Source organism: Streptomyces sp. WMMB303 (assembly GCF_029351045.1).
In the GTDB taxonomy this organism is placed as follows: Bacteria; Actinomycetota; Actinomycetes; order Streptomycetales; family Streptomycetaceae; genus Streptomyces.
Genome location: NZ_JARKIN010000001.1, coordinates 5,713,974 through 5,738,264 on the forward strand (window position 1 = coordinate 5,713,974; position 24,291 = coordinate 5,738,264).

16 protein-coding genes are annotated in these 24,291 nt (G+C 73.2%); 4 read left to right on the plus strand and 12 right to left on the minus strand.

Going from position 1 to position 24,291, the window contains the following annotated elements:
• Nucleotides 1–3: 3 nt before the first annotated feature.
• A complete protein-coding gene (locus P2424_RS24820) occupies nucleotides 4–1,419 on the plus strand; it encodes an AarF/ABC1/UbiB kinase family protein (protein ID WP_276477929.1) in 1,416 nt (471 codons plus the stop codon).
• A 137-nt stretch (nucleotides 1,420–1,556) separates the two neighbouring features.
• On the opposite strand, the gene P2424_RS24825 is transcribed toward P2424_RS24820, so the two are convergent.
• From P2424_RS24825 to P2424_RS24840, 4 genes are all read right to left on the minus strand, one after another.
• On the minus strand, nucleotides 1,557–1,919 hold the full coding sequence (locus tag P2424_RS24825) for a hypothetical protein (protein ID WP_276477930.1): 363 nt from the start codon (nucleotides 1,917–1,919) through the stop codon (nucleotides 1,557–1,559).
• A complete protein-coding gene (locus P2424_RS24830; protein WP_276479117.1) occupies nucleotides 1,916–2,260 on the minus strand; it encodes a WhiB family transcriptional regulator in 345 nt (114 codons plus the stop codon). The genes P2424_RS24825 and P2424_RS24830 overlap by 4 nt, the downstream gene beginning before the upstream one ends.
• A 156-nt stretch (nucleotides 2,261–2,416) precedes the next feature.
• Nucleotides 2,417–2,689 carry a hypothetical protein gene (locus tag P2424_RS24835; RefSeq protein ID WP_276477931.1) on the minus strand — a complete coding sequence of 91 codons (273 nt, stop codon included), beginning with the start codon at nucleotides 2,687–2,689 and terminating at the stop codon, nucleotides 2,417–2,419.
• Between the two features lie 217 nt (nucleotides 2,690–2,906).
• Nucleotides 2,907–5,141: an ATP-dependent DNA helicase UvrD2 gene (locus P2424_RS24840; RefSeq protein ID WP_276477932.1), complete on the minus strand. Its 2,235-nt coding sequence runs from the start codon at nucleotides 5,139–5,141 to the stop codon at nucleotides 2,907–2,909.
• Between the two features lie 180 nt (nucleotides 5,142–5,321).
• On the opposite strand from P2424_RS24840, the gene P2424_RS24845 reads away from it, so the two are divergent.
• Nucleotides 5,322–5,579, plus strand: a complete 258-nt coding sequence (locus P2424_RS24845) for a glutaredoxin domain-containing protein (RefSeq protein WP_276477933.1) — start codon at nucleotides 5,322–5,324, stop codon at nucleotides 5,577–5,579.
• Nucleotides 5,580–5,951: 372 nt separating this feature from the next.
• Here the strand turns inward: P2424_RS24845 and nudC are convergent, their stop codons facing one another.
• From nudC to P2424_RS24870, 5 genes are all read right to left on the minus strand, one after another.
• Nucleotides 5,952–6,863: an NAD(+) diphosphatase gene (gene nudC, locus P2424_RS24850; protein ID WP_276479118.1), complete on the minus strand. Its 912-nt coding sequence runs from the start codon at nucleotides 6,861–6,863 to the stop codon at nucleotides 5,952–5,954.
• A gap of 223 nt (nucleotides 6,864–7,086) precedes the next feature.
• The gene (locus P2424_RS24855; RefSeq protein ID WP_276477934.1) at nucleotides 7,087–8,496 is read right to left on the minus strand and encodes a M20/M25/M40 family metallo-hydrolase; all 1,410 of its coding nucleotides are present in this window, start codon (nucleotides 8,494–8,496) and stop codon (nucleotides 7,087–7,089) included.
• 28 nt (nucleotides 8,497–8,524) lie between these two features.
• Nucleotides 8,525–11,863: an ATP-dependent DNA helicase gene (locus P2424_RS24860; RefSeq protein WP_276477935.1), complete on the minus strand. Its 3,339-nt coding sequence runs from the start codon at nucleotides 11,861–11,863 to the stop codon at nucleotides 8,525–8,527.
• A gap of 55 nt (nucleotides 11,864–11,918) precedes the next feature.
• Entirely contained in the window at nucleotides 11,919–15,560 is a 3,642-nt protein-coding gene (locus tag P2424_RS24865; RefSeq protein WP_276479119.1) for an ATP-dependent DNA helicase, read from the minus strand.
• A 173-nt stretch (nucleotides 15,561–15,733) separates the two neighbouring features.
• Entirely contained in the window at nucleotides 15,734–16,135 is a 402-nt protein-coding gene (locus tag P2424_RS24870) for an MGMT family protein (protein ID WP_276477936.1), read from the minus strand.
• A 152-nt stretch (nucleotides 16,136–16,287) separates the two neighbouring features.
• On the opposite strand from P2424_RS24870, the gene P2424_RS24875 reads away from it, so the two are divergent.
• Complete coding sequence (locus P2424_RS24875) at nucleotides 16,288–19,176, plus strand: flippase-like domain-containing protein (RefSeq protein WP_276477937.1); 2,889 nt, start codon at nucleotides 16,288–16,290, stop codon at nucleotides 19,174–19,176.
• A 91-nt stretch (nucleotides 19,177–19,267) separates the two neighbouring features.
• On the plus strand, nucleotides 19,268–20,932 hold the full coding sequence (locus P2424_RS24880) for an alpha/beta hydrolase (protein WP_276477938.1): 1,665 nt from the start codon (nucleotides 19,268–19,270) through the stop codon (nucleotides 20,930–20,932).
• A 65-nt stretch (nucleotides 20,933–20,997) separates the two neighbouring features.
• On the opposite strand, the gene moeZ is transcribed toward P2424_RS24880, so the two are convergent.
• The 3 genes from moeZ to P2424_RS24895 all read right to left on the minus strand — a co-directional run bounded on the left by moeZ (nucleotide 20,998) and on the right by P2424_RS24895 (nucleotide 24,127).
• Nucleotides 20,998–22,176, minus strand: coding sequence for an adenylyltransferase/sulfurtransferase MoeZ (gene moeZ, locus P2424_RS24885; protein WP_276477939.1), 1,179 nt, complete (start codon nucleotides 22,174–22,176; stop codon nucleotides 20,998–21,000).
• Nucleotides 22,177–22,262: 86 nt separating this feature from the next.
• A complete protein-coding gene (locus P2424_RS24890; protein WP_276477940.1) occupies nucleotides 22,263–23,000 on the minus strand; it encodes a spherulation-specific family 4 protein in 738 nt (245 codons plus the stop codon).
• A gap of 104 nt (nucleotides 23,001–23,104) precedes the next feature.
• Nucleotides 23,105–24,127: an NAD-dependent epimerase/dehydratase family protein gene (locus P2424_RS24895; protein WP_276477941.1), complete on the minus strand. Its 1,023-nt coding sequence runs from the start codon at nucleotides 24,125–24,127 to the stop codon at nucleotides 23,105–23,107.
• Between the last annotated feature and the right edge of the window lie 164 nt (nucleotides 24,128–24,291).

Below are 24,291 nucleotides of genomic sequence, written 5' to 3' on the forward strand. Positions count from 1 at the left end.
CGCATGTCTGATCTTCCGCGCAAGGCGGTGACGCGGACGGCCAAACTGGCCGCCCTGCCGCTGGGCTTCGCGGGCCGCTCCGCATGGGGGCTCGGCAAGCGCCTCGGGGGCCTCTCCGCCGATCTCGTCGGCCAGGAGCTGCAGCAGCGGACGGCCGAGCAGCTCTTCAAGGTGCTCGGCGAGCTGAAGGGGGGTGCCATGAAGTTCGGGCAGGCCCTCTCGGTCTTCGAGTCCGCTCTCCCCGACGAGCTGGCGGGCCCCTACCGCGCCACCCTGACCCGACTCCAGGAAGCCGCTCCGCCGATGCCCGCCGGCACCGTGCACAAAGTGCTGGAGGAGGAGCTGGGCCAGGAGTGGCGCGAGTACTTCGCCGAGTTCGACGACAAGCCCGCCGCGGCGGCCTCCATAGGCCAGGTACACCGCGCCGTCTGGCACGACGGGCGGGAAGTCGCGGTCAAGGTGCAGTACCCGGGCGCCGGCGAAGCCCTCGTCTCCGACCTCACCCAACTGAGCCGGTTCGCCCGGCTGCTGGGCCCGCTGATACCGGGCATGGACATCAAACCGCTCATCGCGGAGCTGCACGAGCGGATCGCCGAGGAGCTCGATTACAGCCTGGAGGCGGAGGCCCAGCGCAGCTACGCGGAGGAGTACGAGGCGGACGAGGACGTCGTCGTCCCGCACGTGATCCACCAGGCCGACCGGGTCCTGGTGTCCCAGTGGCTGGAGGGCGTACCGCTCTCGCAGGTGATCGCCGACGGCAGCCAGGAAGAACGGGACCGCGCCGGGCGGCTGCTGAGCCGGTTCCTCTTCTCCGGCCCCGTACGCACCGGACTGCTGCACGCGGACCCGCATCCGGGAAACTTCCGGCTGGTCCCCGGCGGCACCGGAACCTCCGCGGACTGGCGCCTGGGAGTGCTGGACTTCGGCACCGTCGACCGACTGCCGGAAGGACTGCCTCCCACGATCGGCGAGGTGCTGCGGATGATGCTCGACGGCGACGCGGAGACGGCCTACGCCCTGCTCCGCGAAGAAGGGTTCGTCAAGCGGGAGATAGAGCTGGAACCGGAAGCGGTACGGGAGTACCTGCTGCCGATCGTCGAGCCCGCCTGCGTGGAGGAGTTCGCCTTCAGCAGAGACTGGATGCGCACACAGGCAGCCCGGATCGCCGACCCCCGCTCCGCGGCGCACCAGCTGGGGCGGCAGCTCAACCTGCCGCCGTCCTATCTGCTGATCCACCGGGTGACGCTCAGCACCATCGGCGTCCTGTGCCAGCTCGGCGCGACGGTGCCGATGCGGCACGACATGGAGACCTGGGTGCCGGGGTTCGCCGCCGCGGAGGCCCCGGAGCCCGGGCGGTCCGAGGGGCCGCCGGGCGAGGAGACGGCAGCGGCCGGAGAGGAGCCGGAGATCGCCCTGTGAACAGGGTCCGCACCCCGGCCGCAGAACGGCACCCGGTCCGGCAGCAGCGGTGAACACCGGAGAGCCGGGGCCGACGGGCCCCGGCTCTCCGGTGTTCAGGTCACACGGGCCGGATGTTCACAGACCGCATCACTGCATCACTGCATCACGGCCATGGCGAGGGCACGCCGCGCGCGGAGCGTCGCACGCTCCGCGCGCCGCTGAAGGCGCTGCGCGGTCCTCAGCCGCAGCGCCCTGCGTTCCGATTCGGCCTCGTGCATTCGTTGCTGTATCTGTGCTCTGGCCAGGCTTTCTGGCATGAGTTGCATGTCTCGGGTCCTGTTCTGGCGGACGACTGTCGCGTCGGAGCGGGTACGTGCGGTGGTCTCGTGGACGGGTGTCATCGTCGGGTCCTGCTTCGTGAGGTGGCGCGTACGGGGATCCCGCGCCGACGGGCTGTCGATCGTTCCGGCAACCGCCTTGCGGCGGGCGGGCGATCCATGGGGGCGACGGGGGTTCATGCCGTCACCGGGTTCTTGCGGGGACGGCCCCGCGGGCGCTTCCGCGGCACCACGACGCCCTGTACGAACAGCTCGCCGCCCCAGACGCCCCAGGGCTCGCGGCGGTCCTTGGCACCGGCGAGGCATGCCTCGCGCAGCGGGCAGGTCTGGCAGAGGGACTTCGCGTACTCGACGTCCGCGGGGGACTCGGCGAAGAAGACCTCGGGGTCGTAGGAGCGGCAGGGAACATCGACGCCGAGCCGCTCGATGGCGTCGTCGAGCTCGGTGAGGGTGATCTGCGGGGCGGTCAAGGAGTCCTCCGTGGTGAGATCAGGCGGCAGAGAAGGCGCGGGGCGCAACATGTCGGGGTGCGTCTCGGTGTGCACTGCGGTTCTTCCTGTCTGTCGGATGTCTGTTGTCGTGTCGGGCCGGCTGGTGGCCGGTCGGGGCAAACAGAAGGGCCGCGGATCCCGGTGTGGGTTCCGCGGCCCTGGAAGGTGCCGACCTGATCTCGCCGATCAGGCTGGATCTCTCCAGGGTCGGAGGCCACGGAAGGCCCACATGGTGTAGCGCTGCGTCTTCTGGCGTCCTTCGCCGGCACCGTCGGCCGCGGAGCCACCGGCAAAGGCGGCTGCCTGTGCCTGTGCTGCTACCTCGAGTGCCTTGCTCGGTCGCTCGTTGCCGCCAGGGTTGACACCGGACAGACCGGTGCCGTGGAGGTTGGAGCCGAGCAGGCAGGTGCGAATGACCGAGTGATCGGTCATTTTGATCTCCGAAATGATCGTGGCCACTGGTCTCGCCTCCTCTCGGCGCCTCGGAGGACCCGCCCGTGGGGCTGGTCCGTGGATGTTCAGGACGTAGTACAGCATGGAAGAGGAAGAGCGAAAAGGCCCGCCCTCTCCATGCCCGGAAGGCTATGAGGCTCCGTACGGCCCGCGCAAACTATTTTTCACGGCTTTCTGTCACAGCTTCTGTGACATGGGCCCCGCACCGCCTCGCCGCCGGTCATCACCCCTGCCGAGGCTCCTCGTCCGTGTCCGTGTCAGCGCCCGTGTCAGCGCCCGCGGGCAACTCCTCCCCCGCGCACAGCGCGAGCACGTCGGCACCGAACTGCTGGAGCTTACGATGCCGGACCCCGGAGATACGGGAGAGCTCCGCCGCATCGCCGGGAACGGCCTCGGCGATGGCGAGGAGCGTCTTGTCGGTGAAGACGCAGTAGTCCGGCTGCCGCAGCAGCGCTGCCTGCCGGGCCCGCCACCGGTGCAGCCGCTCGTGCAGCACCTCGTCCAGCTGCGAGGGGCAGTCCTCGCAACGCATCAGCTTCACCTCACCGGGCTGGGTAAGCGACCGGCCGCACACCCGGCACCGGGCCGGCGCACGACGCACCCGCCCCCGGCCCCCGGACGGAGCGGGAACGCGCCCACCGCCGGTGACGCTGCCGCCCGCCCCCGCACCGGTCCGGGCAGCGCTCGCCCCGGAGCCGGCACGCAGCCCCGCGAGGAACCGACTGGGCTGCCTGCCGGCCCGGCCTCCCGGTGAGCGGGCGAGCGCCCAGGAGAGGGTCAGGAACCGGCGGGCGCGGGTGATCCCGACATAGAGCAGTCTGCGCTCCTCCTCCGTCTGCTCCTCGGTCCTGGCGTGGGTGATCGGCAACATCCCGTCGGTGAGGCCCACCACGAAGACGGCATCCCACTCCAGCCCCTTGGCCGCGTGCAGCGAGGCCAGCGTGACGCCCTCGACGGTGGGCGCGTGCTGGACCCGGGCCCGCTCGTCCAGCTCCGCGACCAGATCGCCGAGCTCGGCACCGGGCCGGGCCCCGGCGAAATCCTCGGCCAGCCGCACCAGAGCCGCCAGCGACTCCCACCGGTCCCGGACCGCTCCCGAACCGGACGGCGCGTGCGGGCTCCAGCCCTTGGTGCCGAGCACGGCACGCACCTGCGAGGGCAGATCGACCGCCTCGTCCAGCAGCGCGTCGTTGCCGCCGGCCCGGGCCGCCCCCCGCAACGCCACGAACGCCTCCCGCACCTCGGGGCGTTCGAAGAACCGCTCGGCACCCCGCAGCCGGCAGGGGACCCCGAGATCCGCCAGCGCCTGCTCATAGACCGCGGACTGGGCGTTGATCCGGTAGAGCACGGCGATCTGACTGGCGGGGACTCCCGAGCCGATGAGATCCCGGACCCGCCGGGCCACCCCCTCGGCCTCGCCGGGTTCGTCGGCGTACTCGGCACAGACCGGCTCGGGGCCCGGTTCGCGCTGGGAGACCAGCTCCAGCCGGTGTTCGGCGGCCCGGCCCCGGGCCTGCGCGAGCAGCCCGTTGGCGAAGTGCACCACCTGCGGGGTCGAGCGGTAGTCACGGACCAGCTTGACGACCGTCGCCTCGGGATGACGGGAGCGGAAGTCGAGGAGGTGATCGGGGGTGGCGCCGGTGAAGGAGTAGATCGTCTGGCTGGCGTCGCCGACCACGCACAGACCACCCCGCTCCCCCACCCACAGCTCCAGCAGCCGCTGCTGCAGCGGGCTCACATCCTGGTACTCGTCCACCGTGAAGTGCTGGTACTGACCGCGGACCGTCTCGGCGATGTCCGGACGGTCCTGCAGGATGCCGACGGTGAGCAGCAGCACATCCTCGAAGTCGATCAGCGACCGCTCGCGCTTGAGCTGTTCGTAGAGGGCATAGACCTGGCCGGTCTCGGCACTGTCGCGGGGGGCCGCGCGGCCCGCTGCCGCGGCGGCGGCCGGATAGTCCTCGGGCACCGTCCGGGTCACCTTGGCCCACTCGATCTCGCCGGTGACGTCCCGCAGCTCGGTACAGTCGAGCCGGATCCGGCACCGGGCCGCGGCCTCCCCGACGAGCTGCGCCTTGCGCTCGACCAGCTGCGGCAGCTCGCCGCCGACGGCGCGCGGCCAGAAGTACTGGAGCTGGCGCAGCGCGGCCGAGTGGAACGTGCGCGCCTGGACGCCCTGGACGCCGAGCTCGCGCAGCCTGCCGCGCATCTCCCCGGCGGCTCGCTGAGTGAAGGTGACGGCGAGCACCTCGCCCGGAGTCAGGATGCCGGCGCGGACGCCGTAGGCGATGCGGTGGGTGATCGCTCTCGTCTTGCCGGTGCCCGCACCGGCAAGTACGCACACCGGCCCGTGCAGCGCCGTCGCCACCGCACGCTGCTCCGGGTCGAGCCCCTCGAGCACCGCGTCGGGAGAGTCGGGAACCCGGGGGAAGAGAGTGGAGTCCGTTGCTGCTGTCACCCCGCCATGCTGCCAGCCCGGCCGGGAGGGGTGGCACGGCTGTCCACAGCCGTGCCCCTGCGGTCCTACGAATCGCCGCCCTCCGGCGCGGGGCCCTGGGAGGATGGCCCGGGGGAATGTCCCCGGGGCGTCGCGCGTTCAGATATCGCACCCGGACGAGACGAAGGAGCACTGGAGAAGATGACGGGCACTGTGACGATGTACAGCACCACCTGGTGCGGCTACTGCCGTCGGCTGAAGGGCCAGATGGAACGCGCGGGCATCGCGTACACGGAGATCAACATCGAGCAGGACCCCGAGTCGGCGACCTTCGTCGAGAAGGCGAACGGCGGCAACCAGACGGTACCGACGGTTCAGGTACTTCCCTCCACCGGTGGTGCTGAGGTCGTCATGACGAACCCGAGCCTCGCCCAGGTGAAGCAGGCGCTCGGCGTCTGACCAGGGAGTAGGCATAAGAGACCCCGCCCGAGGATCACGGGCGGGGGTCTCGTCGTCGTACGGCTGCTCAGCAATACGGCTGCTGGTCGGTCAGTGACGCCGCTACTCGCATGAAGACACCGAAGAGCTGGTGGAGCCGGGGGACCTGGTGGAGCCGGGGGACTTCGAAGCGATTCCTGGGGTCAGCCTGCGAGACTCGCGCACCATCGAGGTGACGGGGCCAGGAGGGAAGTCTCAAGACCGTCCACAGTGCTGTTCCCCGACGGTTCGACGCCGACCAATCCCTCGCCGGCCCAGGTCAAGGAGCGGGTCGGCGACTGACCGGGGCGGGCGGCGGGGCCGGTTCGGCCTACCGGGCCGCCCGCCGCCGCCTCAGTCGTGGTGCCGGGGCTGCGGCAGCGGCTGCCCGTACCAGAGCTCGACCAGGCGGGCCGCGATCGAGATGCCCGAGGGGGTGAGCACCTCGCCGGAGTCGATGGCCGCCCGCAGGTCCTCGCGGGAGAACCAGCGGGCCTCCTCGATCTCGTCCTCGTCCACCTGGATCCGGGACGAGGTGGCGCGCGCCATGAAGCCCAGCATCAGGCTGGAGGGGAACGGCCAGGGCTGGCTCGCCACATAGCTGACGGTCCCGACGGCCACCCCGGCTTCCTCGGCGACCTCGCGGCGCACCGCGGCTTCCAGGGACTCGCCCGGCTCCACGAAGCCCGCCAGCGTCGAGAACCTGCCTTCCGGCCAGTGCACCTGGCGGCCGAGGAGGGCGCGGTCCTGGTCGTCGGTGACCAGCATGATCACCGCGGGGTCGGTGCGCGGATAGTGTTCGGCCCCGCAGGCCGGGCAGCGGCGGATGTGCCCTGCTGCCGCGATGACGGTGCGCTCGCCGCAGCGGGAGCAGAAGCGGTGCGTGCGCTGCCAGTTCTCCAGCCCGACGGCGTGCACCAGCAGTTCGCTGTCGCGGTCCGAGAGCAGCACGCCCGCCTCGCGCAGTCCGGCCGGGCGGGCGATGTCGTCCATCCGGCCCGGGAGCGAGTCCTTCTGGAGCGCGAAGTACCGCACTCCGTCCTCGTCGGTGCCCAGGAAGTAGCGGTGGGCCTCGGTGAAGGGCGCGTCGAAGGACGGCATCGTGACGAGTTTCGTCGTGCCGTCCTCCTGGTCCTCGATCAGGGCCTGTCCGCCGGAGACCACGAAGACCCGGGTGCTGGGGTGGCTCCAGGCCGCCGCCAGCCACGCCTCGTCCAGCCGGTGGTGGGAGGCCCGGTCGATGCCTCCGGTACTGGTGAGGCTGATGGTCGGGTCGCCGGCGGGTCCGGGCCGGGCGGCCGGGCCGCCGGGCCCGGCGGTCCGGTCGGCGCTGGGGTCTGTCGAGGTCGGGATGGTCACTTCTGCTTCCTACTCCCCCTGGGTCGGGGCTCCCCGCCCGGCAGCCGGGTCGGGGGGCGGTTGGCGAGCGTTCGTGAGTCGGTCGGAGGGGCGCGGCGGGCGGCGCCCGGATCGGGTCGTCCGGGCCGGGTCAGCCCTCGCTCCAGTGTGCCGCGAGGTCCTCCCAGAGGTATGCGGCGGTCTCCGCGCCCTTGAACAGCAGATCGAGTTCGATCTTCTCGTTCGGCGCGTGCCAGCCGTCCGAGGGGACCGAGATGCCGAGGAAGAGCACCGGGACGTCGAGCGCGTCCCGCAGGTCGGCCGCGGGGCCGGAGCCGCCTTCGCGGGTGAACCGGACGGGGGTGCCGAAGGCGCGTCCCATGGCCCGGGTGAGGGAGCGGAGTGCGGGGTGGTCGAGGGGGGTGAGGCAGGGGCGGGTGGCGCCCCAGAAGGTGATCTCGTGCCGGATCCCGGCGGGCAGCCGGTCGGCGACCCAGTCCCGGAGTGCCTGCTGGATCTTCTCCTCGTCCTGGCCGGCGACGGTGCGGAAGGACAGCTTCAGCTCGGCCGTGGCGGGCACGATCGTCTTGCCGCCGGGGCCCTGGTAGCCGCCGCCGATCCCGTTCACCTCGGCTGTGGGGCGGGCCCACACCCGCTCCAGCGTGGTGTAGCCGCGTTCGCCGAGAGTGGCGCGGGAGTGCGCCGTGCGCAGCCAGGCGTCCTCGTCGAAGGGCAACTCGGCGAAGAGGGTGCGCTCCTCCTCGGTCAGCTCCACCACTCCGTCGTAGAAGCCGGGAAGGGTGACCCGGCGGTCCTCGTCGTGCAGGGCTGCGGCGAGCCGGGCGGCCTCGGTGGCCGGGTTGGGTACGGCTCCGCCGAAGGAGCCGGAGTGCACGTCCTGGGCCGGTCCGTACAGCTCGATCCGGCAGTCGGTGAGCCCGCGCATCCCGGTGCAGACGGTGGGGGTGTCCTCGTCCCACATGCCGGTGTCCGAGACGACCACCGCGTCGCAGCCCAGCCGGGCCGCGTGCGTGCGCAGCAGTGCGGGGAAGTGCGGGGAGCCGGACTCCTCCTCGCCCTCGATGAGCAGTTTGACGCCGACGGCCGGGGTGCTCCGTCCGGTGGCGGCCAGGTGCGCGCGCAGGCCCAGCGCATGGAAGAGGACCTGTCCTTTGTCGTCGGCGGCGCCGCGCGCGTACAGCCTGTTGTCCCGCTCCTCGGGCTCGAACGGTTCGCTGTGCCAGCCGTCGGAGCGCGCTGCGGGCTGGACGTCGTGGTGGCCGTAGACCAGAACGGTGGGTGCCGCCGGGTCGTCGGAGGGCCACTCGGCGAAGACGGCGGGCGCGCCCTCGGTCTCCCAGACCTCCGCGACGGGGAAGCCGGTGGCGCGCAGCGTCGCGGCGAGCCAGTCGGCGCTGCGCCGCACCTGGGGTGCGCGCTCCGGGTCGGCGGAGACGGACGGGATGCGCAGCCAGTCGCGCAGGTCGCCGAGGAAGGCGGGTCGCTGGTCCTGGATGAAGGTCCGGACAGCGCTGTCCGGGGGAGCGGGGGTGGTGCTCATGCCCTCGAGCCTATCGGGCCGGGAGTGGTCAGCCGTCGGCCGGAGGCTCGTGCCCGGGGTGCCGCGGGGGCTGCCGGGGGTCGTGCGCGCGCTGCTCGGGGGCGCCGTCCAGCAGCAGCCGTTCCAGTCCGGCCCGGTCCGGCAGTTCTGCGGGCCGCACCAGTTCGCCGCTGCGCACGTAGAGGAATGCCGCGCCGACGGAGGAGAGCGGTACACCCTCCTGCTCGGCCCAGGCGAGGCGGTAGACGGCGAGCTGGAGCGGGTCGGCCTCGCGGCCGCGGCCGGTCTTCCAGTCGATGATGTCGAAGGTCACGCTCCCGTCCGGTGCGCGGTTCCGGTAGACGGCGTCGATCCGGCCCCGGACGATCCGTCCGGCCAGTGCGAGCTGGAAGGGTGCCTCGACACGGTGGGGCGTCCGGCGTGCCCAGGGGGTGCGTTCGAACGCCTCTTTGAGGGCGGCCAGGTCCCGCTCGTCGGTGATCTGCGGGGGCTCGCCCGCGTAGCGGCCCTCGCCGTCCGCGCCCGGCAGGTCTTCGGGGCCGAGCAGCGGCAGCGGGAGTTCTTCGAAGCGGGATTCCACCCAGGCGTGGAAGCGGGTGCCCCGGCGGGCGGCCGCGCGCTGCGGAGGGCGCGGCATGGGGCGGGCCAGATCCCGCGCGAAGCCCTCGGGGTCGGCGGCCAGGCGCAGCAGTTGGGAGGCGCTCAGCGTGCGCGGCAGCGGGACGTCGCGTACCGCGGCGCGGGAGCGGCGCAGCTCTCCGGTGAGTGCCTCCAGGTCCCGGTCCCAGGCCGCGGCCAGCCGGGCCTCTTCGGGGTCGAGGTCGTCGGGCTCGCGGGCCGCGTCCGGTTCGGCTGCGTCGTCGGCGTCGGCGTCGGCATCGAGGTGGGCCAGCACTCGGTTCGCCGCCGCGCGTCGCAGTGCCAGCGCTTCGGTGTCCAGCGGCAGCGGCCACGCGCGTTCCTCGGCGGGCTCCTCCAGGGCTGGGTTGGCCGCGTCCTGCTCCGGCGGCTCGGCCCAGTGCTCGACCTCGCCGTGTGCCGGGTCGGCCTCGCAGTGGGCGCGCAGGGCCTCCAGGAAGGCGGAGGGACCGCGCGGGCGCTTCTGCACGTGCCCCCACCAGTGTCCGGAGCCCAGCAGCAGGCTGCGCGGGCGGGTGAAGGTGACGTAGCCGAGCCGCAGCTCCTCCGTCGACTGGTGGGCCCGCAGCGCGTTCTCGTGGGCTTTGAGGCCCTTGGCCGTCCATTCGGGCCGGGGCGGGAGGGTCTCCGCGTCCCCGCGCAGCGCGTACGGCAGTACCTTGGGCTGGGTGAGCCAGGTCTCGCGGGCCTGTTCGGAGGGGAACTGCTTGGCGACCAGGCCGGGTACCGCGACCACGTCCCACTCCAGCCCCTTGGCCTTGTGCGCGGTCAGCACCTTGACGGTGTTGTCCCCGCCGGGAAGCGAGCTGTCCAGTCCCTTCTCGTACTGCACTGCCGTCCGCAGGAACGCCAGGAAGGCCAGCAGGGTGGCTTCGCCGTCCAGGGAGGCGAACCCCGCGGCCATGTCGAGGAATCTGCCGAGCGTCTCGCGCCGCCGCGCCGCCACCGCGTGCGGGGAGGCGGCCAGCTCGACCTCCAGACCGGTGACGGTCAGTACCCGGTGCAGTACGTCCATGAGCGGATCGGCCAGCGAGCGGCGCAGGTCGCGCAGTTCGGCGGCCAGCCGTGCGAAGCGCACCCGCGCCTCGGCGGAGAACGGCAGGTCGTCGTCGTAGCCGTCGGACTCCAGGAAGGTGTCCAGGGCGTCCGCCAGAGAGCGCAGCTCGGCCGGGTCCGCGCCCTCGACAGCCGCTGCCAGCCGCTCATCCGGATCGTCGTCCGGGTGTCCGCGCTGGTGTGCGACGAGCAGCGCCGCGCGGCGTCCCAGCAGCGCCAGGTCGCGGGGGCCGATCCGCCAGCGCGGTCCGGTCAGCAGCCGCACCAGTGCGGCGTTCGCGGTCGGGTCCTGCAGTACTTCGCAGACGGCGACCAGGTCGGCGATCTCCGGCAGGTGCAGCAGTCCGGACAGGCCGACGACCTCGACGGGCAGGTCGCGCTCGACCAGTGCGCTCTGGATCTCGGCGAAGTCGCCGGCGCTGCGGCACAGTACGGCGATCTCGCCGGGCGGGGTTCCGGTGCGCACCAGGTGTGCCAGCGAGTCGGCCAGCCAGGCGATCTCCTCCGCGTGTGTGCTCAGCAGCGCCGCGCGGACCCGGCCCTCCCGCTCCGCGCCGGGTGCGGGGCGCAGCGCCTCGACGCCCTCGTGGCGCTCGCGCAGCGGTGCGGCCATCGTGTTGGCGAGGTGCAGCAGTCTGCCGCCGCTGCGCCGGTTCTCGCTCAGCGACTGGCGGCGGGCCGGGGTGCCGTCGGTGTGGGGGAAGTGGCGGGGGAAGTCGTCCAGGTTGGCGACGGAGGCGCCGCGCCAGCCGTAGATCGCCTGGCAGGGGTCCCCGACGGCGGTGACCGGGTGGCCGGTGCCCTGTCCGAAGAGCCCGGCCAGCAGGACGCGCTGGGCGACGGAGGTGTCCTGGTACTCGTCCAGCAGGACGACGGAGAACTGTTCCCGCAGGGCGCGGCCCACCTCCGGCATCCGGGCGAGCCGGGCGGCCAGCGCGATCTGGTCGCCGAAGTCGATCCGCTCCTGCGCGTGCTTGCGGGCCCGGTACTCGGCCACCAGGCCGAGCAGTTCCTGCCGGGCGAGCGCGGCCTGCGGCACCTTGCGCAGCTTCTCGTTGGTCAGCCGGGCGTCTTCCAGGCCCGCGAGGAGCTCGGCGTCGTACGCGCGGAGGTCCTCGGGCGCGACGAGGTGTTCGGACAGTTCGGCGTCCAGCGCCAGCAGGTCCTCCACGAGCGCCGGTACGGACTTGGTGAGCGCCGCGAAGGGGCCCTGCGCCGTGCGCAGCACCGCGGCGGCGAGCTGGAAGCGGGTGGCGTCCGCCAGCAGCCGTACGGTCGGCTCCAGCCCGAGGCGCAGTCCGTGCTCGGTCAGCAGCCGTCCGGCGAAGGCATGGTAGGTGGAGATCTGCGGCTCTCCCGGTTCCGCGTCGTCGGGAGCCGCCGGGTCGGGGTCGGTCACCCCGGCGCGCAGCAGTGCTCTGCGTACCCGTTCGGACAGCTCTCCGGCCGCCTTGTTGGTGAACGTCAGTCCCAGCACACGGTCGGGTGCCACCTGCCCGGTGCCCACCAGCCAGACGACGCGGGCCGCCATGACGGTGGTCTTTCCCGAGCCCGCTCCGGCCACGATCACCTGCGGAGCGGGCGGCGCGGTGATGCAGGCCGTCTGCTCCGGGGTGAACGGGATCCCCAGCAGCTCGGCGAGGTGTGCGGGGTCGGTGAGTGGTGCGGGCACTCGTAAGACGCTAGCGCTCGCGGCTGACAGCGTGCGCGGGGGCCGGACGAGCCCGCTACTCGACCACCTGGCGGCCCTCGGGGCGGGCGGAGCAGGCCGCGCGGAAGGCGCAGTGTGTGCACTGCTGACCCGGCGAAGGGGTGAAGCGCTCGTCCAGGACCCGGGCTGCGGCGGTGGCCAGCAGCTCGCCGACCCAGTCGCCGTCCGGCCCTGCCCCGGATGCGGCTTCCGTAACGGATGCGGCTTCCGGTCCGGTTTCCGGTGCGGTGCCGGACTCCGGTGCGCTTTCCCCTCCGGGTCCGGAGCCGGGCTCCGGTGGCGCCTCCTGCCGCTGGACGACCGGGAGCGCGTCCCCGCCGTCGCGGCGGGCGGCGCCGAGCCGCAGGTGCACCAGTTCCGCCCCGCCCGGCTCCGGGCGCACTCCGTCGAACAGGGCGTCGGCCGCGCCCTCCTGTACGGCGCGCTGGTAGACGGCGAGCTGGGGGTGGCGCTCGACCTCGGGCCCGGTGGGACGGGTGCGACCGGTCTTGAAATCGACCACGTAGGCGCGGCCCGCAGCATCGCGTTCGACCCGGTCCATGCTGCCCCGGATGCGGACGGCGTGCTCACCGGCCCGCAGCGTGACATCGAAGCCGTGTTCACTGCCGACCAGCTCACGCCCCTCGCCGCGCTCCATGACGTGCCAGCGCAGGAAGCGTTCCAGGGCGGCGCGCGCGTTCTCCCGCTCCTGCCGCGACTTCCACGGGGCGTCGAAGGACAGGCCGTCCCAGACGGCGTCCAGCCGCTCCATGAGCGCGGACAGGTCGCCGGGGCCGCCGCCGGAGGCCACCTCGTCGGCCAGTACGTGCACCACGTTGCCGAAACCCTGCGCGGCCGTGGCCGGTTCGTCCGCCTTGACCTCCCGGGCCAGGAACCACTGCAGGGAGCAGGAGCGTCCGAGCTGCTCCAGCGCGCTGCCGGACAGGGCGACCGGCGCCTCCCTCTCGCGCAGCGGCACGGCGGAGCGGGTGAGTTCGGCCAGTCCCCACCAGCGCTGCGGATGCGCTGCGGGAACGAGTGGATAGCCCTCCTCGTCGCGTTCGGCCGCCAGTCCGGCCAGCCGCCGCGCGGCCGCGTCCCGCAGCGCGGGCGAGGCCGCCGGGTCGACGGTGGTGGCGCGGAGTTCGGCCACGAGCGCGGGGACCGAGAGCGGACGGCGGGGGCGGCTGCCGACCGACTGCGGCTGGACGCCCAGCTCGCCCAGGAACCGCGAGGGCTGGTCGCCGTCCTCCGCCGGCGCCGCCACGGCCGTCACCACGAGGCGCTCCTCGGCGCGGGTCGTCGCGACGTAGAAGAGCCTGCGCTCCTCGGCCAGCAGGGCTCCCGGAGACAGCGGCTCCGCGATGCCGTCCCTGCCGATCCGGTCCGCCTCCAGCAGCGAGCCCCGGCGTCGCAGGTCGGGCCAGAGCCCCTCCTGCACCCCGGCGACGACCACCAGCCGCCACTCGCGGCCCTTGGCGCGGTGCGCCGTCATCAGCCGTACCGACTCGGGCCGCACCGCGCGCTGGACGAGTGTGTCGGCCGCTATGTCCTGCGCTTCCAGCTCCTCCAGGAAGTTGAGCGCACCCCGGCCGCCGCCTCGTTCCTCGGCGCGCGCCGCGACGGCGAAGAGGGTGCACACGGCGTCCAGATCACGGTCGGCGTTGCGGCCGGCGGGCCCGCCGCGGCGCGCGGCCCGCTCCAGCCGGTCCGGCCAGCCGGTGCCGCTCCACAGCGTCCACAGGGCCTCCTCGGCGGTGCCGCCGCCGGCGAGCAGCTCGCGGGTCTTGCGCAGCAGCAGTCCGAGGCTGTGCGCGCCCTCGACGGAGCGCCCGCCGGGTGCCGGGGCCGCGGCGCCGGAGTGCGGGGTGTGGGCGACCAGGCGTTCGGGCTCGGCGAGGGCTTCGGCCAGCAGGGTGTCGGAGGGGCGGGGCACCTTGGCACCGGCGGCACGCTCCTCCTCGCGCAGCGTCCGGCCGAGGCGGCGCAGGTCGGCGGCGTCCATCCCGCCGAGGGGCGAGGTCAGCAGAGTCAGCGCGGTCTCGGTGCCGAGCGCGGCGGACTCCTCCAGCGCTCCGGTGGCCGCGACGCGCAGCGCCGTCAGCAGGGGTGCGACGGCCGGTTCGTGGCGCAGCGGTACATCGTCGCCGTCCACGTCCACGGGCACGCCCGCGGAGACGAGGGCGCGGCGGATCACGGGAAGGGACCGCCCGCCCGCGCGTACCAGGATCGCCATCTCGCCCCAGGGGAGGCCGTCCTCCAGGTGGGCGCGGCGCAGCAGGTCGGCGATGTTGTCCACTTCGGCGCCTGCGGTCGGATATGTGTACGCCTCGACCCGGCCGGAGGCGTGCGTACCCTCCCCGCCCGGGCCGAGACCGTCCTCGGCTCCCATGCCGTCCTTGCTGTCCGCGCCCGCCGGGTCCGCCGGGTCCGGTGCGCCCGCCGGGTCCGGGCCGCCGGACGGCCCGGGACGCAGGGCGCGATGAGCGCGCACGGCCTCGGCCGGCAGCCGGGTGAGGGGCATCCGGGCGGTCAGCTCGCGGGTGGCGGACAGCAGCCGGGGCCGGGAGCGCCGGGCGGTGCGCAGCACGTGGACGGGCGCGGGGGCTCCGGAACGCTGCGGGAAGAGGTCGGGAAAGCGCAGGATGCCGTTCACGTCCGCGCCGCGGAAGGCGTAGATCGACTGGTCGGGGTCGCCGAACGCCACCAGGGTGCGGGCCCCGCCGCCCGCCAGGGCCTGTAGCAGCCGCACCTGGGAGGGGTCGGTGTCCTGGAACTCGTCGACGTAGATCGCGTCGTACGCGTCGTGCAGCCGGGCGGCCACCTCCTCGCGCCCGGTGAGCAGGACGGCGCGGTGTACCAGCTCGGCGTAGTCGAGCACGCCCTGCATGTCCAGTACATCCAGGTACTCGGCGAAGAACCCGGCCGCGGCGCCCCAGTCGGGGCGCCGGGCACGACGCGCGAAGGCGTCGAGCGCCGCGGGACCCAGTCCGAGCTCGCGCCCGCGCGCCAGCACGGCCCTGACCTCGTCGGCGAAGCCGCGGGTCGTCAGGCAGGCGCGCAGCTCGTCGGGCCAGCGCACCGTCGCGCGCCCCCGCGCCGCCAGCGCGAGCTGCCCCTCCAGCAGTTCGCGGATGTGCAGATCCTGCTCCGGACCGGTCAGCAGACGCAGCGGCTCGGCGAACAGATCTGCGTCCTGATGCGCGCGAACCAGCGCGTAGCAGTAGGAGTGGAACGTGGTCGCGGCGGGAGCACGCAGGGCGCCCCCCGGGGGGCTACCGCCGCCCTGCCGCTCCGAACCACACGAACCGCCCGAACCGCCCGACGCCGGGGCCTGCCGGGGCACCCCGGCGGGTGCGGTGTCCGCTGCGAGCCGGTCCGCCATCCGGTCGCGCAGGTCGACGGCGGCCCTCCGGCTGAAGGTCAGCACCAGGACACGCTCCGGGTCCACGCCCTCCCGCACCCGGGCCGCGACCGCCTCGACCAGGGTGGTCGTCTTTCCGGTACCCGGTCCGGCCAGGACGAGCAGCGGGCCGCCACGATGGTCAACCACAGCACGCTGGGCCGCGTCAGAGGCAGGGAGATCGACCGGTCCCGCCCCGGTGCGCACCAGTCGGTACGCACCGGGCTCGCGGGGCCGCTGACGCGGGTCGGCAGCAAGGGAGGTACTCACGTGGATCGCCTAGGGGGAAGTCTGTGCGGAGCGGTACAGACGCTACGCCTGCGGACACACGTGTCGCAGTGCCCCGCTCCCGTACCCCGTACGGCTGCTGTACCCCGTACGGACTGCCCAGCGCATCGGGCCGGGCGGCATGGCGGAAGCTGGGAACTGTGAGGAGCCGCAGCGCGGGGTCACCCGACCGTCCCGTCCCAGCGGGCCCGGCGCATGTCGAGACGCGGGACCTCGCCCCGGCGGCGGGACGCGGCGGCCGGCTCGCGCAGCGGGGTGCCCTCCGCGTGGTAGTGCGCCAGGGCCTGCCGTTCCTGGCCCGCCAGCGGGACCCCGTCCGCGCGCACCACCCGCCACCAGGGGACGGCACCGCCGTACAGCGCCATGGCTCTGCCCACCTGGCGGGGGCCGCCCTCCTCCAGCCACTCGGCGATGTCCCCGTACGTCAGCACCCGGCCGGCCGGGATCAGCTCGGCGACCTCGAGTACGCGCTCCGCGTAATCGGGCAGCGCGGGCACGTCGGTGTCCCGGGACGCGGCAGAGGCGTCGTCGTCCGGCTCCGCCTCTCGGGGGTTTCCAGCCATGCGGGCCATGGTGCCGCATGGCACCGACAGCCGGGCCGCTCCGGCCGGGGGCGCCCCTGCCCGGATGCCGATTCGTCCCCCACGCCACCGGAATGCACCCTCGTGCTCCCGCCGACCCGCCCCTCGTGCCACCATCTTCCGGGCGGTGACGAGTGATACGCGACCACGACGAGACGGCAGCGGCAGGACAGCGGCACGGTGACGGTCCCTCCGAAGAGGGCGCACCCGCCGCCGGAAGTGCTGCCCGGACCGGCGCGGGTACCGGTCGGGAGTCCGCCCGGCAGGGTCCCCCCGAACCGGAGCACGAGCCGGAGCCCGAGCACGAGCCGGAGCCCGGGCCCAGGACCGAGTCCGCGCCCGGCCCGGAGGCCCGGCCCGTGCGGGAGCCGGAGCCCGGCGCGGGCGGCTCGTCGGCCGCGGCGGAGCCGCCGGAGAAACCGGAGGTCGTGGCGGAGGGGGACCGGGTCGAGATCGAGAGCGACGAGCCGCTGCTCTCGGCGCGGGTGCACCGCCCCTCCGATCTGCTGCGGATGGTGCTCGGGCTGCTGGGCATCGCGCTGGTGCTGGTCATCGCGAACTTCGCGCACGGCACCACGGCGGGACTCGAACAGGACATCGACAAGGGCACCGCGGAAGCTCCCGATCTGCTCATCAGCCTGACCGGGCTGGCGTCCAGCATCGCCGTGCTGCTGGTCCCCGTGGCGTTCGCGATCGAACGGCTGATCAAGCGGGACGGGCTGCGGATCGCGGACGGCGTGCTGGCCGCCGTCCTGGCGCACGGCGCCTCGCTCGCCGTGGACCTGTGGGTCGCCCAGGCGGCGCCCGACTCGATCCGGGACGCGCTGACCAAGGCGATCACCCCGCAGGACGCCACCACCCCGGTGCACAGCTATCTCGCGCCGGTCATCGCGTACATGACCGCGGTCGGCATGGCCCGCCGGCCGCGCTGGCGCGTGGTGCTGTGGGGCGTGCTGCTGCTCAACGCGACTGCGGTGCTGGTGCCCGGGTACACGACAGCGTTCTCCATCGTGGTGACGGTCCTGATCGGCTGGACCACCGCCTACGGCACGCTGTACGCCGTCGGCACCCCGAACGTCCGGCCCACCGGCCAGACGCTGCTGGCGGGACTGCGCCGCGTGGGCTTCACCCCGGTCAGCGCGGTACGGGTGGAGGACGCCGGGGAAGCCGACCGGCGCGACCACAACGACCGGGGGCGCCGCTACCGGGTGACGCTGGACGACGGCCCGCCGCTCGATGTCACCGTCGTCGACCGCGAGCAGCAGGCCCAGGGCTTCTTCTACCGCGTCTGGCGGCGGCTGGCGCTGCGCGGCATCACCCAGCGCCGCAGTCTCCAGTCGCTGCGGCAGGCCCTGGAACAGGAGGCGCTGCTCGCCTACGCGGCCATCTCCGCAGGCGCCAACGCGCCCCGGCTGATCGCCACCTCGGAACTCGGCCCGGACGCGGTGATGCTGGTCTACGAGCACATCGGGGGCCGCAGCCTGGACGCGCTGCCGGACGAGGAGATCACCGACGAGCTGATGCGCACGACCTGGCGCCAGGTCGAGGCACTGCAGTCGCGGCGCATCGCCCACCGCCGGCTGGTGGGCGACGCGCTGCTGGTGGACCGCTCCGGCGCCGTCTACCTGACGGACCTGCGCGGCGGGGAGATCGCCGCCGGCGACCTGATCCTGCGGATGGACATCGCCCAGCTGCTGACCACGCTGGGGCTGCGGGTGGGCGCCGAGCGCGCGGCCGCGACCGCGGTGGACGTGCTGGGGCCCGACGCCGTCGCGGACAGCCTGCCGCTGCTGCAGCCCATCGCGCTCAGCCGCAGCACCCGCACGACTCTGCGGCGGCTGGCCAAGGAGCGGGCCGAACGCGAGCGCGAGGCCGTCATCGAGGCGTCCCGCACCGGCAAGGGGGCCAAGGCCCGGGACGGGGCCGAAGCGCCGGCGACGGGGGGCCGCGCGCACCGCAAGTCGCTGCGCGCGGAGAAGAACGCCGAGAAGAAGGCAATAGACGAGGCGCTGGAGGAGGCCCGCGAAGAGGATCTGCTGGCGCAGATCCGGCAGCAGGTGCTGCGCATCAGGCCGCAGGCGCCCATAGAGCCCGCGCGGCTGGAGCGGATCCGGCCACGCACCCTGGTCAGCTTCATCGCGGGCACCCTGGCCGCCTACTTCCTGCTGACCCAGCTCTCCCAGGTCCCGCTGGACAAGGTGCTCAGCGCGAACTGGGCCTGGGTCGGCGGTGCGGTGCTCTTCTCCGCGGTGACCTACCTGTTCGCCGCCATGTCACTGCTGGGCTTCGTCCCGGAGAAGGTCTCCTGGTGGCGGACGGTGCAGGCGCAGGTGGCCGGCTCCTTCGTGAAGCTCGTGGCCCCCGCGGCGGTCGGCGGGGTGGCGCTGAACGCCCGGTTCCTCCAGCGCTCCGGGGTGCGCCCGGGGCACGCGGTGGCGAGTGTGGGCGCCTCCCAGCTCTTCGGGCTGGGCAGCCACATCACCTTGTTGATGCTGTTCGGCTACATCACCGGGACCGAGCACACGCCCACCCTCTCGCCGTCCCGCGCGGTCATCGCCGGACTGCTGACCGCGGCCGTGCTGGTGCTGATCGTCACGGCGGTGCCCGCGCTGCGCCGGTTCGTCTCGAACCGGGTGCGCTCGCTGTTCGCGGGCGTGGTGCCGCGGATGCTGGACGTGGTGCAGCGGCCGCAGAAGCTGCTCACCGGTGTGCTGGGGATGCTGCTGCTGACGCTGGCGTTCGTGATGTGCCTGGACGCGTGCGTGCGCGCGTTCGGGCACGAGACGAGCTATGCGAACCTCGCCGTCGTCTTCCTGACCGCGAACGCGCTCGGTTCGGCCGCGCCCACCCCGGGCGGGCTGGGTGCCGTCGAGGCGGCCCTGATCGCCGCACTCATCGCCTTCGGAGTGCCGAAGGAGGTGGCGACCCCGGCGGTGCTGCTGTTCCGGCTGCTGACGCTGTGGATGCCGGTGCTGCCCGGCTGGCTGTCCTTCACCCATCTGACCCGCAGGGGCGCGCTCTGAGGAAGACCACCCGTCCGCCTCACACAGCGCGCCGCCGTACCGGGTCCGTCCGCACGATGAACGTCCCACCCCCTGTCGGGAGGACGTCCCCATGCGCCATTCCCGCTCCCCGCGGCGGCCTGTCGCCGCGCTCGCGGCAGCGCTGATGGTGGCCGCCGCCGTGACCAGCGGCTGCGGCAGCGAGGAACCGGACCGCACCCGGAAGACCGAGGCCAGGCCGAGTGGCCGGAGTCCGGCCACCTCCGAGTCCGCCTCCCGCTCCCCCGCGCCCGCCAGGACCTCGGGGGGCCGGTCGCTGCCGGACTCGCTCACCCGGCAGCAGCCGCGCTGGTCGCCGTGTCCGGCGCCGAACGCCGCGCAGGGCACCGACACCGGCTCGCCCGCGCCGCTGCCGGGAGGCGACCGGTGGGAGTGCGCGAAGCTGAAGGTGCCCCTGGACTACAGCGAACCCGGGGGCAGGACGCTGGGCATCGAGATGATCCGCGCCGCGGAGCGCCCGGGCGGCGGCAAGCGGATCGGCTCGCTGGTGTTCAACTTCGGCGGCCCCGGAGGCTCCGGGGTCGCCGCGCTGCCCGCCTTCGCAGACGAGTACGAGACCCTGCGCGGCCGCTACGACCTGGTCAGTTTCGACCCGCGCGGGGTGGGCCGCAGCGAGGGGGTGCGCTGTCTGAGCGACGAGCGGCTGGACTCCTACTTCGCCGCCGACTGGACGCCCGACACCGACGCCGAGGAGCGCGGCCTCTTCGCCCGCCAGAAATCCTTCGCCGACGGCTGCGAGAAGCGGGCAGGGGACCTGCTTCCGCATCTGACGACCGAGAACACGGCCCGCGACATGGATCTGATGCGACAGGTCCTCGGGGACCGGAAGCTGCACTACTTCGGCATCTCCTACGGCACCGAACTGGGCGGTGTCTACGCGCACCTGTATCCGCTGAAGGTGGGCCGCGCCGTCTTCGACGCGGTGGTCGATCCCGCTTCGAACCCGGCGCAGGGGTCGCTGAGCCAGGCGGGCGGGTTCCAGAAGGCGCTCGACAACTATCTGGACCGCTGCACGTCGGGCGAGGAGGAGTGCCCGGTCGGCGACGACCCCGCGGAGGGGAAGGAGCGGATCACCGAACTGCTGGCCGACCTGGACGCCGAGCCGATGCCCACCGACAGCGGCCGCAAGCTGACCGAGTCGCTGGCCGAGGGCGGGATCGCGCAGGCACTGTACTCCGAGGAGACCTGGGACCTGCTCACCCAGGGGCTGGAGGAGGCGATGACGGACAGCAACGGCTCCACGCTGCTGCTGCTGGCGGACGCGCTCAACGGACGCAACCAGGACGGCACCTACAGCACGCTGCAGTCGTCGCTGACGGCCATCAGCTGCGCGGACAACGAGCAGCGCTACGGGACCGGAGCGATCAGGAACAGGCTGCCGGACTTCGCCGAGGCGTCCCCGGTCTTCGGGCCGATGTCCGCCTGGGGGCTGGCCTCCTGCCACGACTGGCCGGTGGACGGCAGTTGGCGGACGCCTCCGGTGAGCGCGGCCGGGTCCGATCCGATCCTTCTGGTCGGCACGACCGGGGATCCCGCCACCCCGTACGGGGGGACGCGGGCGATGCAGCGGGAGCTGGGTGACGGCGTCGGGGTGGAGGTCACCTACCGCGGTGAGGGGCACGGCGCGTACGACAGCCGGAACTCCTGCGTGCGCAAGGCGGTCGACGGCTATCTGCTGCGCGGCCGGGTGCCGCGGAACGGTACCGACTGCACCTGAGGCGAGCACGACCGGGGGCGCACGGCGGATGTCCGGCCGTGCGCCCCCAGTGTGGTCCGGCGGTGCTAGTAGACGGGCTTGTCCGGTTCGATCTGGTTGACCCAGCCGATGACGCCGCCGCCGACGTGCACGGCGTCGGAGAATCCCGCGTTCTTGAGCACTGCCAGGACTTCCGCGGAGCGGACACCCGTCTTGCAATGCAAGACGATCTTCTTGTCCTGCGGCAGGTCCTGCAACGCGGTGCCCATCAGGAACTCGTTCTTGGGAATCAGCCGGGCGCCGGGGATCGAGACGATCTCGTACTCGTTCGGCTCCCGCACGTCGATGACGTCGACGCTCTCGCCCTCGTCCAGCCACTCCTTGAGCTGCTTGGGGGTGATGGTGGAGCCCGCGGCGGCCTCCTGCGCCTCGTCGGAGACGACACCGCAGAACGCCTCGTAGTCGATCAGCTCGGTGACCGTGGCGTTCGGTCCGCAGACCGCGCAGTCGGGGTCCTTGCGGACCTTGACCTGGCGGTAGCTCATCTCCAGCGCGTCGTAGATCATCAGGCGGCCGACCAGCGGGTCGCCGATGCCCGCCAGCACCTTGATGGCCTCGGTCACCTGGATCGACCCGACGGAGGCGCACAGCACGCCCAGCACGCCGCCCTCGGCACAGCTCGGCACCATGCCGGGCGGCGGGGGCTCCGGGTACAGGCAGCGGTAGCAGGGCCCGTGCTCGCTCCAGAACACGCTGGCCTGGCCGTCGAAGCGGTAGATCGAGCCCCACACGTACGGCTTGTTCAGCAGCACGCAGGCGTCGTTGACCAGGTAGCGGGTGGCGAAGTTGTCCGTGCCGTCCACGATCAGGTCGTACTGCGCGAACAGCTCCATCACGTTCGACGAGTCGAGCCGCTCCAGGTGCAGGTTGACCTGCGCGTGCGGGTTGATCCCGAGCACCGTGTCCTTGGCCGACTCCGCCTTCGGCCGGCCGATGTCCGCCTGGCTGTGGATGATCTGCCGCTGCAGGTTGGACTCGTCGACCTCGTCGAACTCGACGATGCCGAGGGTGCCGACACCGGCGGCCGCGAGATACATCAGGGCGGGCGAACCGAGGCCGCCCGCGCCCACACAGAGGACCTTCGCGTTCTTCAGCCGCTTCTGACCTTCCATCCCGACATCCGGGATGATCAGGTGACGCGAGTACCTGCGGACCTCGTCGACGGTGAGCTCGTCGGCTGGCTCGACCAGGGGTGGCAGTGACACGGAGACTCCGATGGTCGGTGGAACGTGCGGGAAGTCACCCGCCCGGAGGGCGAGCTTTTCCTTCCGTAACACTGCCACGCCCTATCTCATTCCGAGACACCTGGTCCAAGACACGAGACGATCTCGTCCCAGTAGCCGGGCAGCGCCGCCCATGGGTCCTGCCCCCGGTCGCGGGTGCGGTCCGTGAAGCAGACGGTGCCCGCGCCCTGCCAGCGCGCGATCCGCAGCGCCTCCTCCAGGTGCGTACGCGGCAGGGCGTGCACCAGATGGCAGAACCGTTCGGCCGGATACGTCGCCGTCCACTCCGCCGCCTGCGACCAGCGGTAGTCTCCCCAGCTTCCGGCATAGGTGACCAGCTGGTCGGCGCACCCGAGGTGGTCGGGGTGCGGATGGCCGCCCGTCTCCAGCACCAGGAAGCCCGCGGGCCCGGTGGCGTCCTCGGCGTGCTCGGCGTCTTCGGCGCGCGCGCCGGCGGCGCCGCACAGCGCACGCAGCGTGGCGCTGAGCCGCTGGACGTGCCCCAGCAGGGCCGGAGCGTCCGGACAGTGCGCGAGATAGAAGCCGTCGACCCCGTACCAGTCCAGGAACCGGTGGGCTTCGGAGATCAGCTCACCGAATGTCCGCGTGCCTTCCCGCATGTCGAGACGGCCGAGTACCGGAACGCCCGCCGAGCCCAGCGCGGCGGCCGCCGGGGCGCAGTACGGATCGGGCCGCGTGCCCGGGCCGTCGGCGACATCCAGCACCACCCAGTGCAGTGGGCCCGCGGCCCGCTGCGGGCCGGGACAGGCGCCGAGCCCGGGCCGGGCGAGCTCCGCCCACTCCATGGGCGCCAGCATCGGGTGCGCACACCCCGGTACGCCGAGCCCCGGCCGCCTGCTGGCCGTGCCGCTGCCGCCGCCGGACGCCCGGAGCCGGCCCGGGGGTGTCGTCAGATACGGCACGCCGCCTCCATCCAGATGTCGGCCAGCGACTCCTCCAGACCGATCCGGGGCCGCCAGCCGAGCCGGTCGCGCGCCGTGCGGACGTCGGCCTGCTGCCAGCCGCCGCAGCCGTCCGGATACGGGTGGGAGGCGGGCGGCGACGGCTGCGCACCGTGCTGCTGCGCGGGGATGGCGGGGGCGCCGCCGACCGGGCCGCCGAGCACTCCGGGCACGGCACCGGCCGGGGGCCCCTCGGCCGGCCCCTGCCCGGCCGGACCGCCGCCCTGGTCGTGGACCGCACCGGCGTACCCGGCCACCCGGGCCAGCAGCGAGGCGGCGTCCCGCAGCCGCACCGCCCTGCCGGTACCGATGTTGACGATGCCCTGCGCCGCGGACAGGGACGCGGCGTGCACGGCCCGCGCGATGTCGCGGACGTCCACGAAGTCGCGCTGCACACTCAGTCCGCCCAGCTTCAGTTCGCTGTCGCCCTGCTGCATCGCGCGCCGCATCGCCTCCGCGATCCGCCCGAGCGGCGAACCGGCGGGGGTGCCGGGGCCGATGGGGGAGAAGACCCGCAGCACGACGGCGTCCAGCCCGGAGGCCAGCACCAGTTCGGTGCCCGCCAGCTTGCTCACCCCGTACGGGCCACCGGGACGCGGCAAGGCGTCCTCACCTGTGGAGGAACCGGCCTGCGCCGCCCCGTACTCGGCGGCGCACCCCACGTGCACCAGGCGGGCGCCGCAGCCGCTGCGGCGCAGCGACTCGCAGACGGCGGCAGTGGCGACCACGTTGTGCCGGATCAGTTCCCGCCCGTTGCCGCGGGTGGTACCGGCGCAGTTGACGACGACACCGGGGTGGACCGCGTCCAGGAAACGGGTGAGGGCACCGGGGCTTCCGGTGGACAGGTCGAAGCGGACGTCGGCTTCGTCGCTCCTGCCGAGCGCGGTCAGTTGCACCGCGGGGTCGGCCAGCAGGCGGTCGGCGACGAAGCGGCCCAGGTATCCGCTGGCGCCCAGTAGCAGCACCCTCATTGTGCGGCCCCCTGGCACGTGTGCGGGGCCCGGCACTGCCGCACGCCCGGGTGCGGTCGCCTCCCAGGGGTGCCGGGATGTGCCAACTGCGCGTCGATCATCGGGTCTTGCTCCTTGTCGGTGTCGCACGGGCGGGTCCGTAAGCCCGTGCCGGAGGGAGGGTT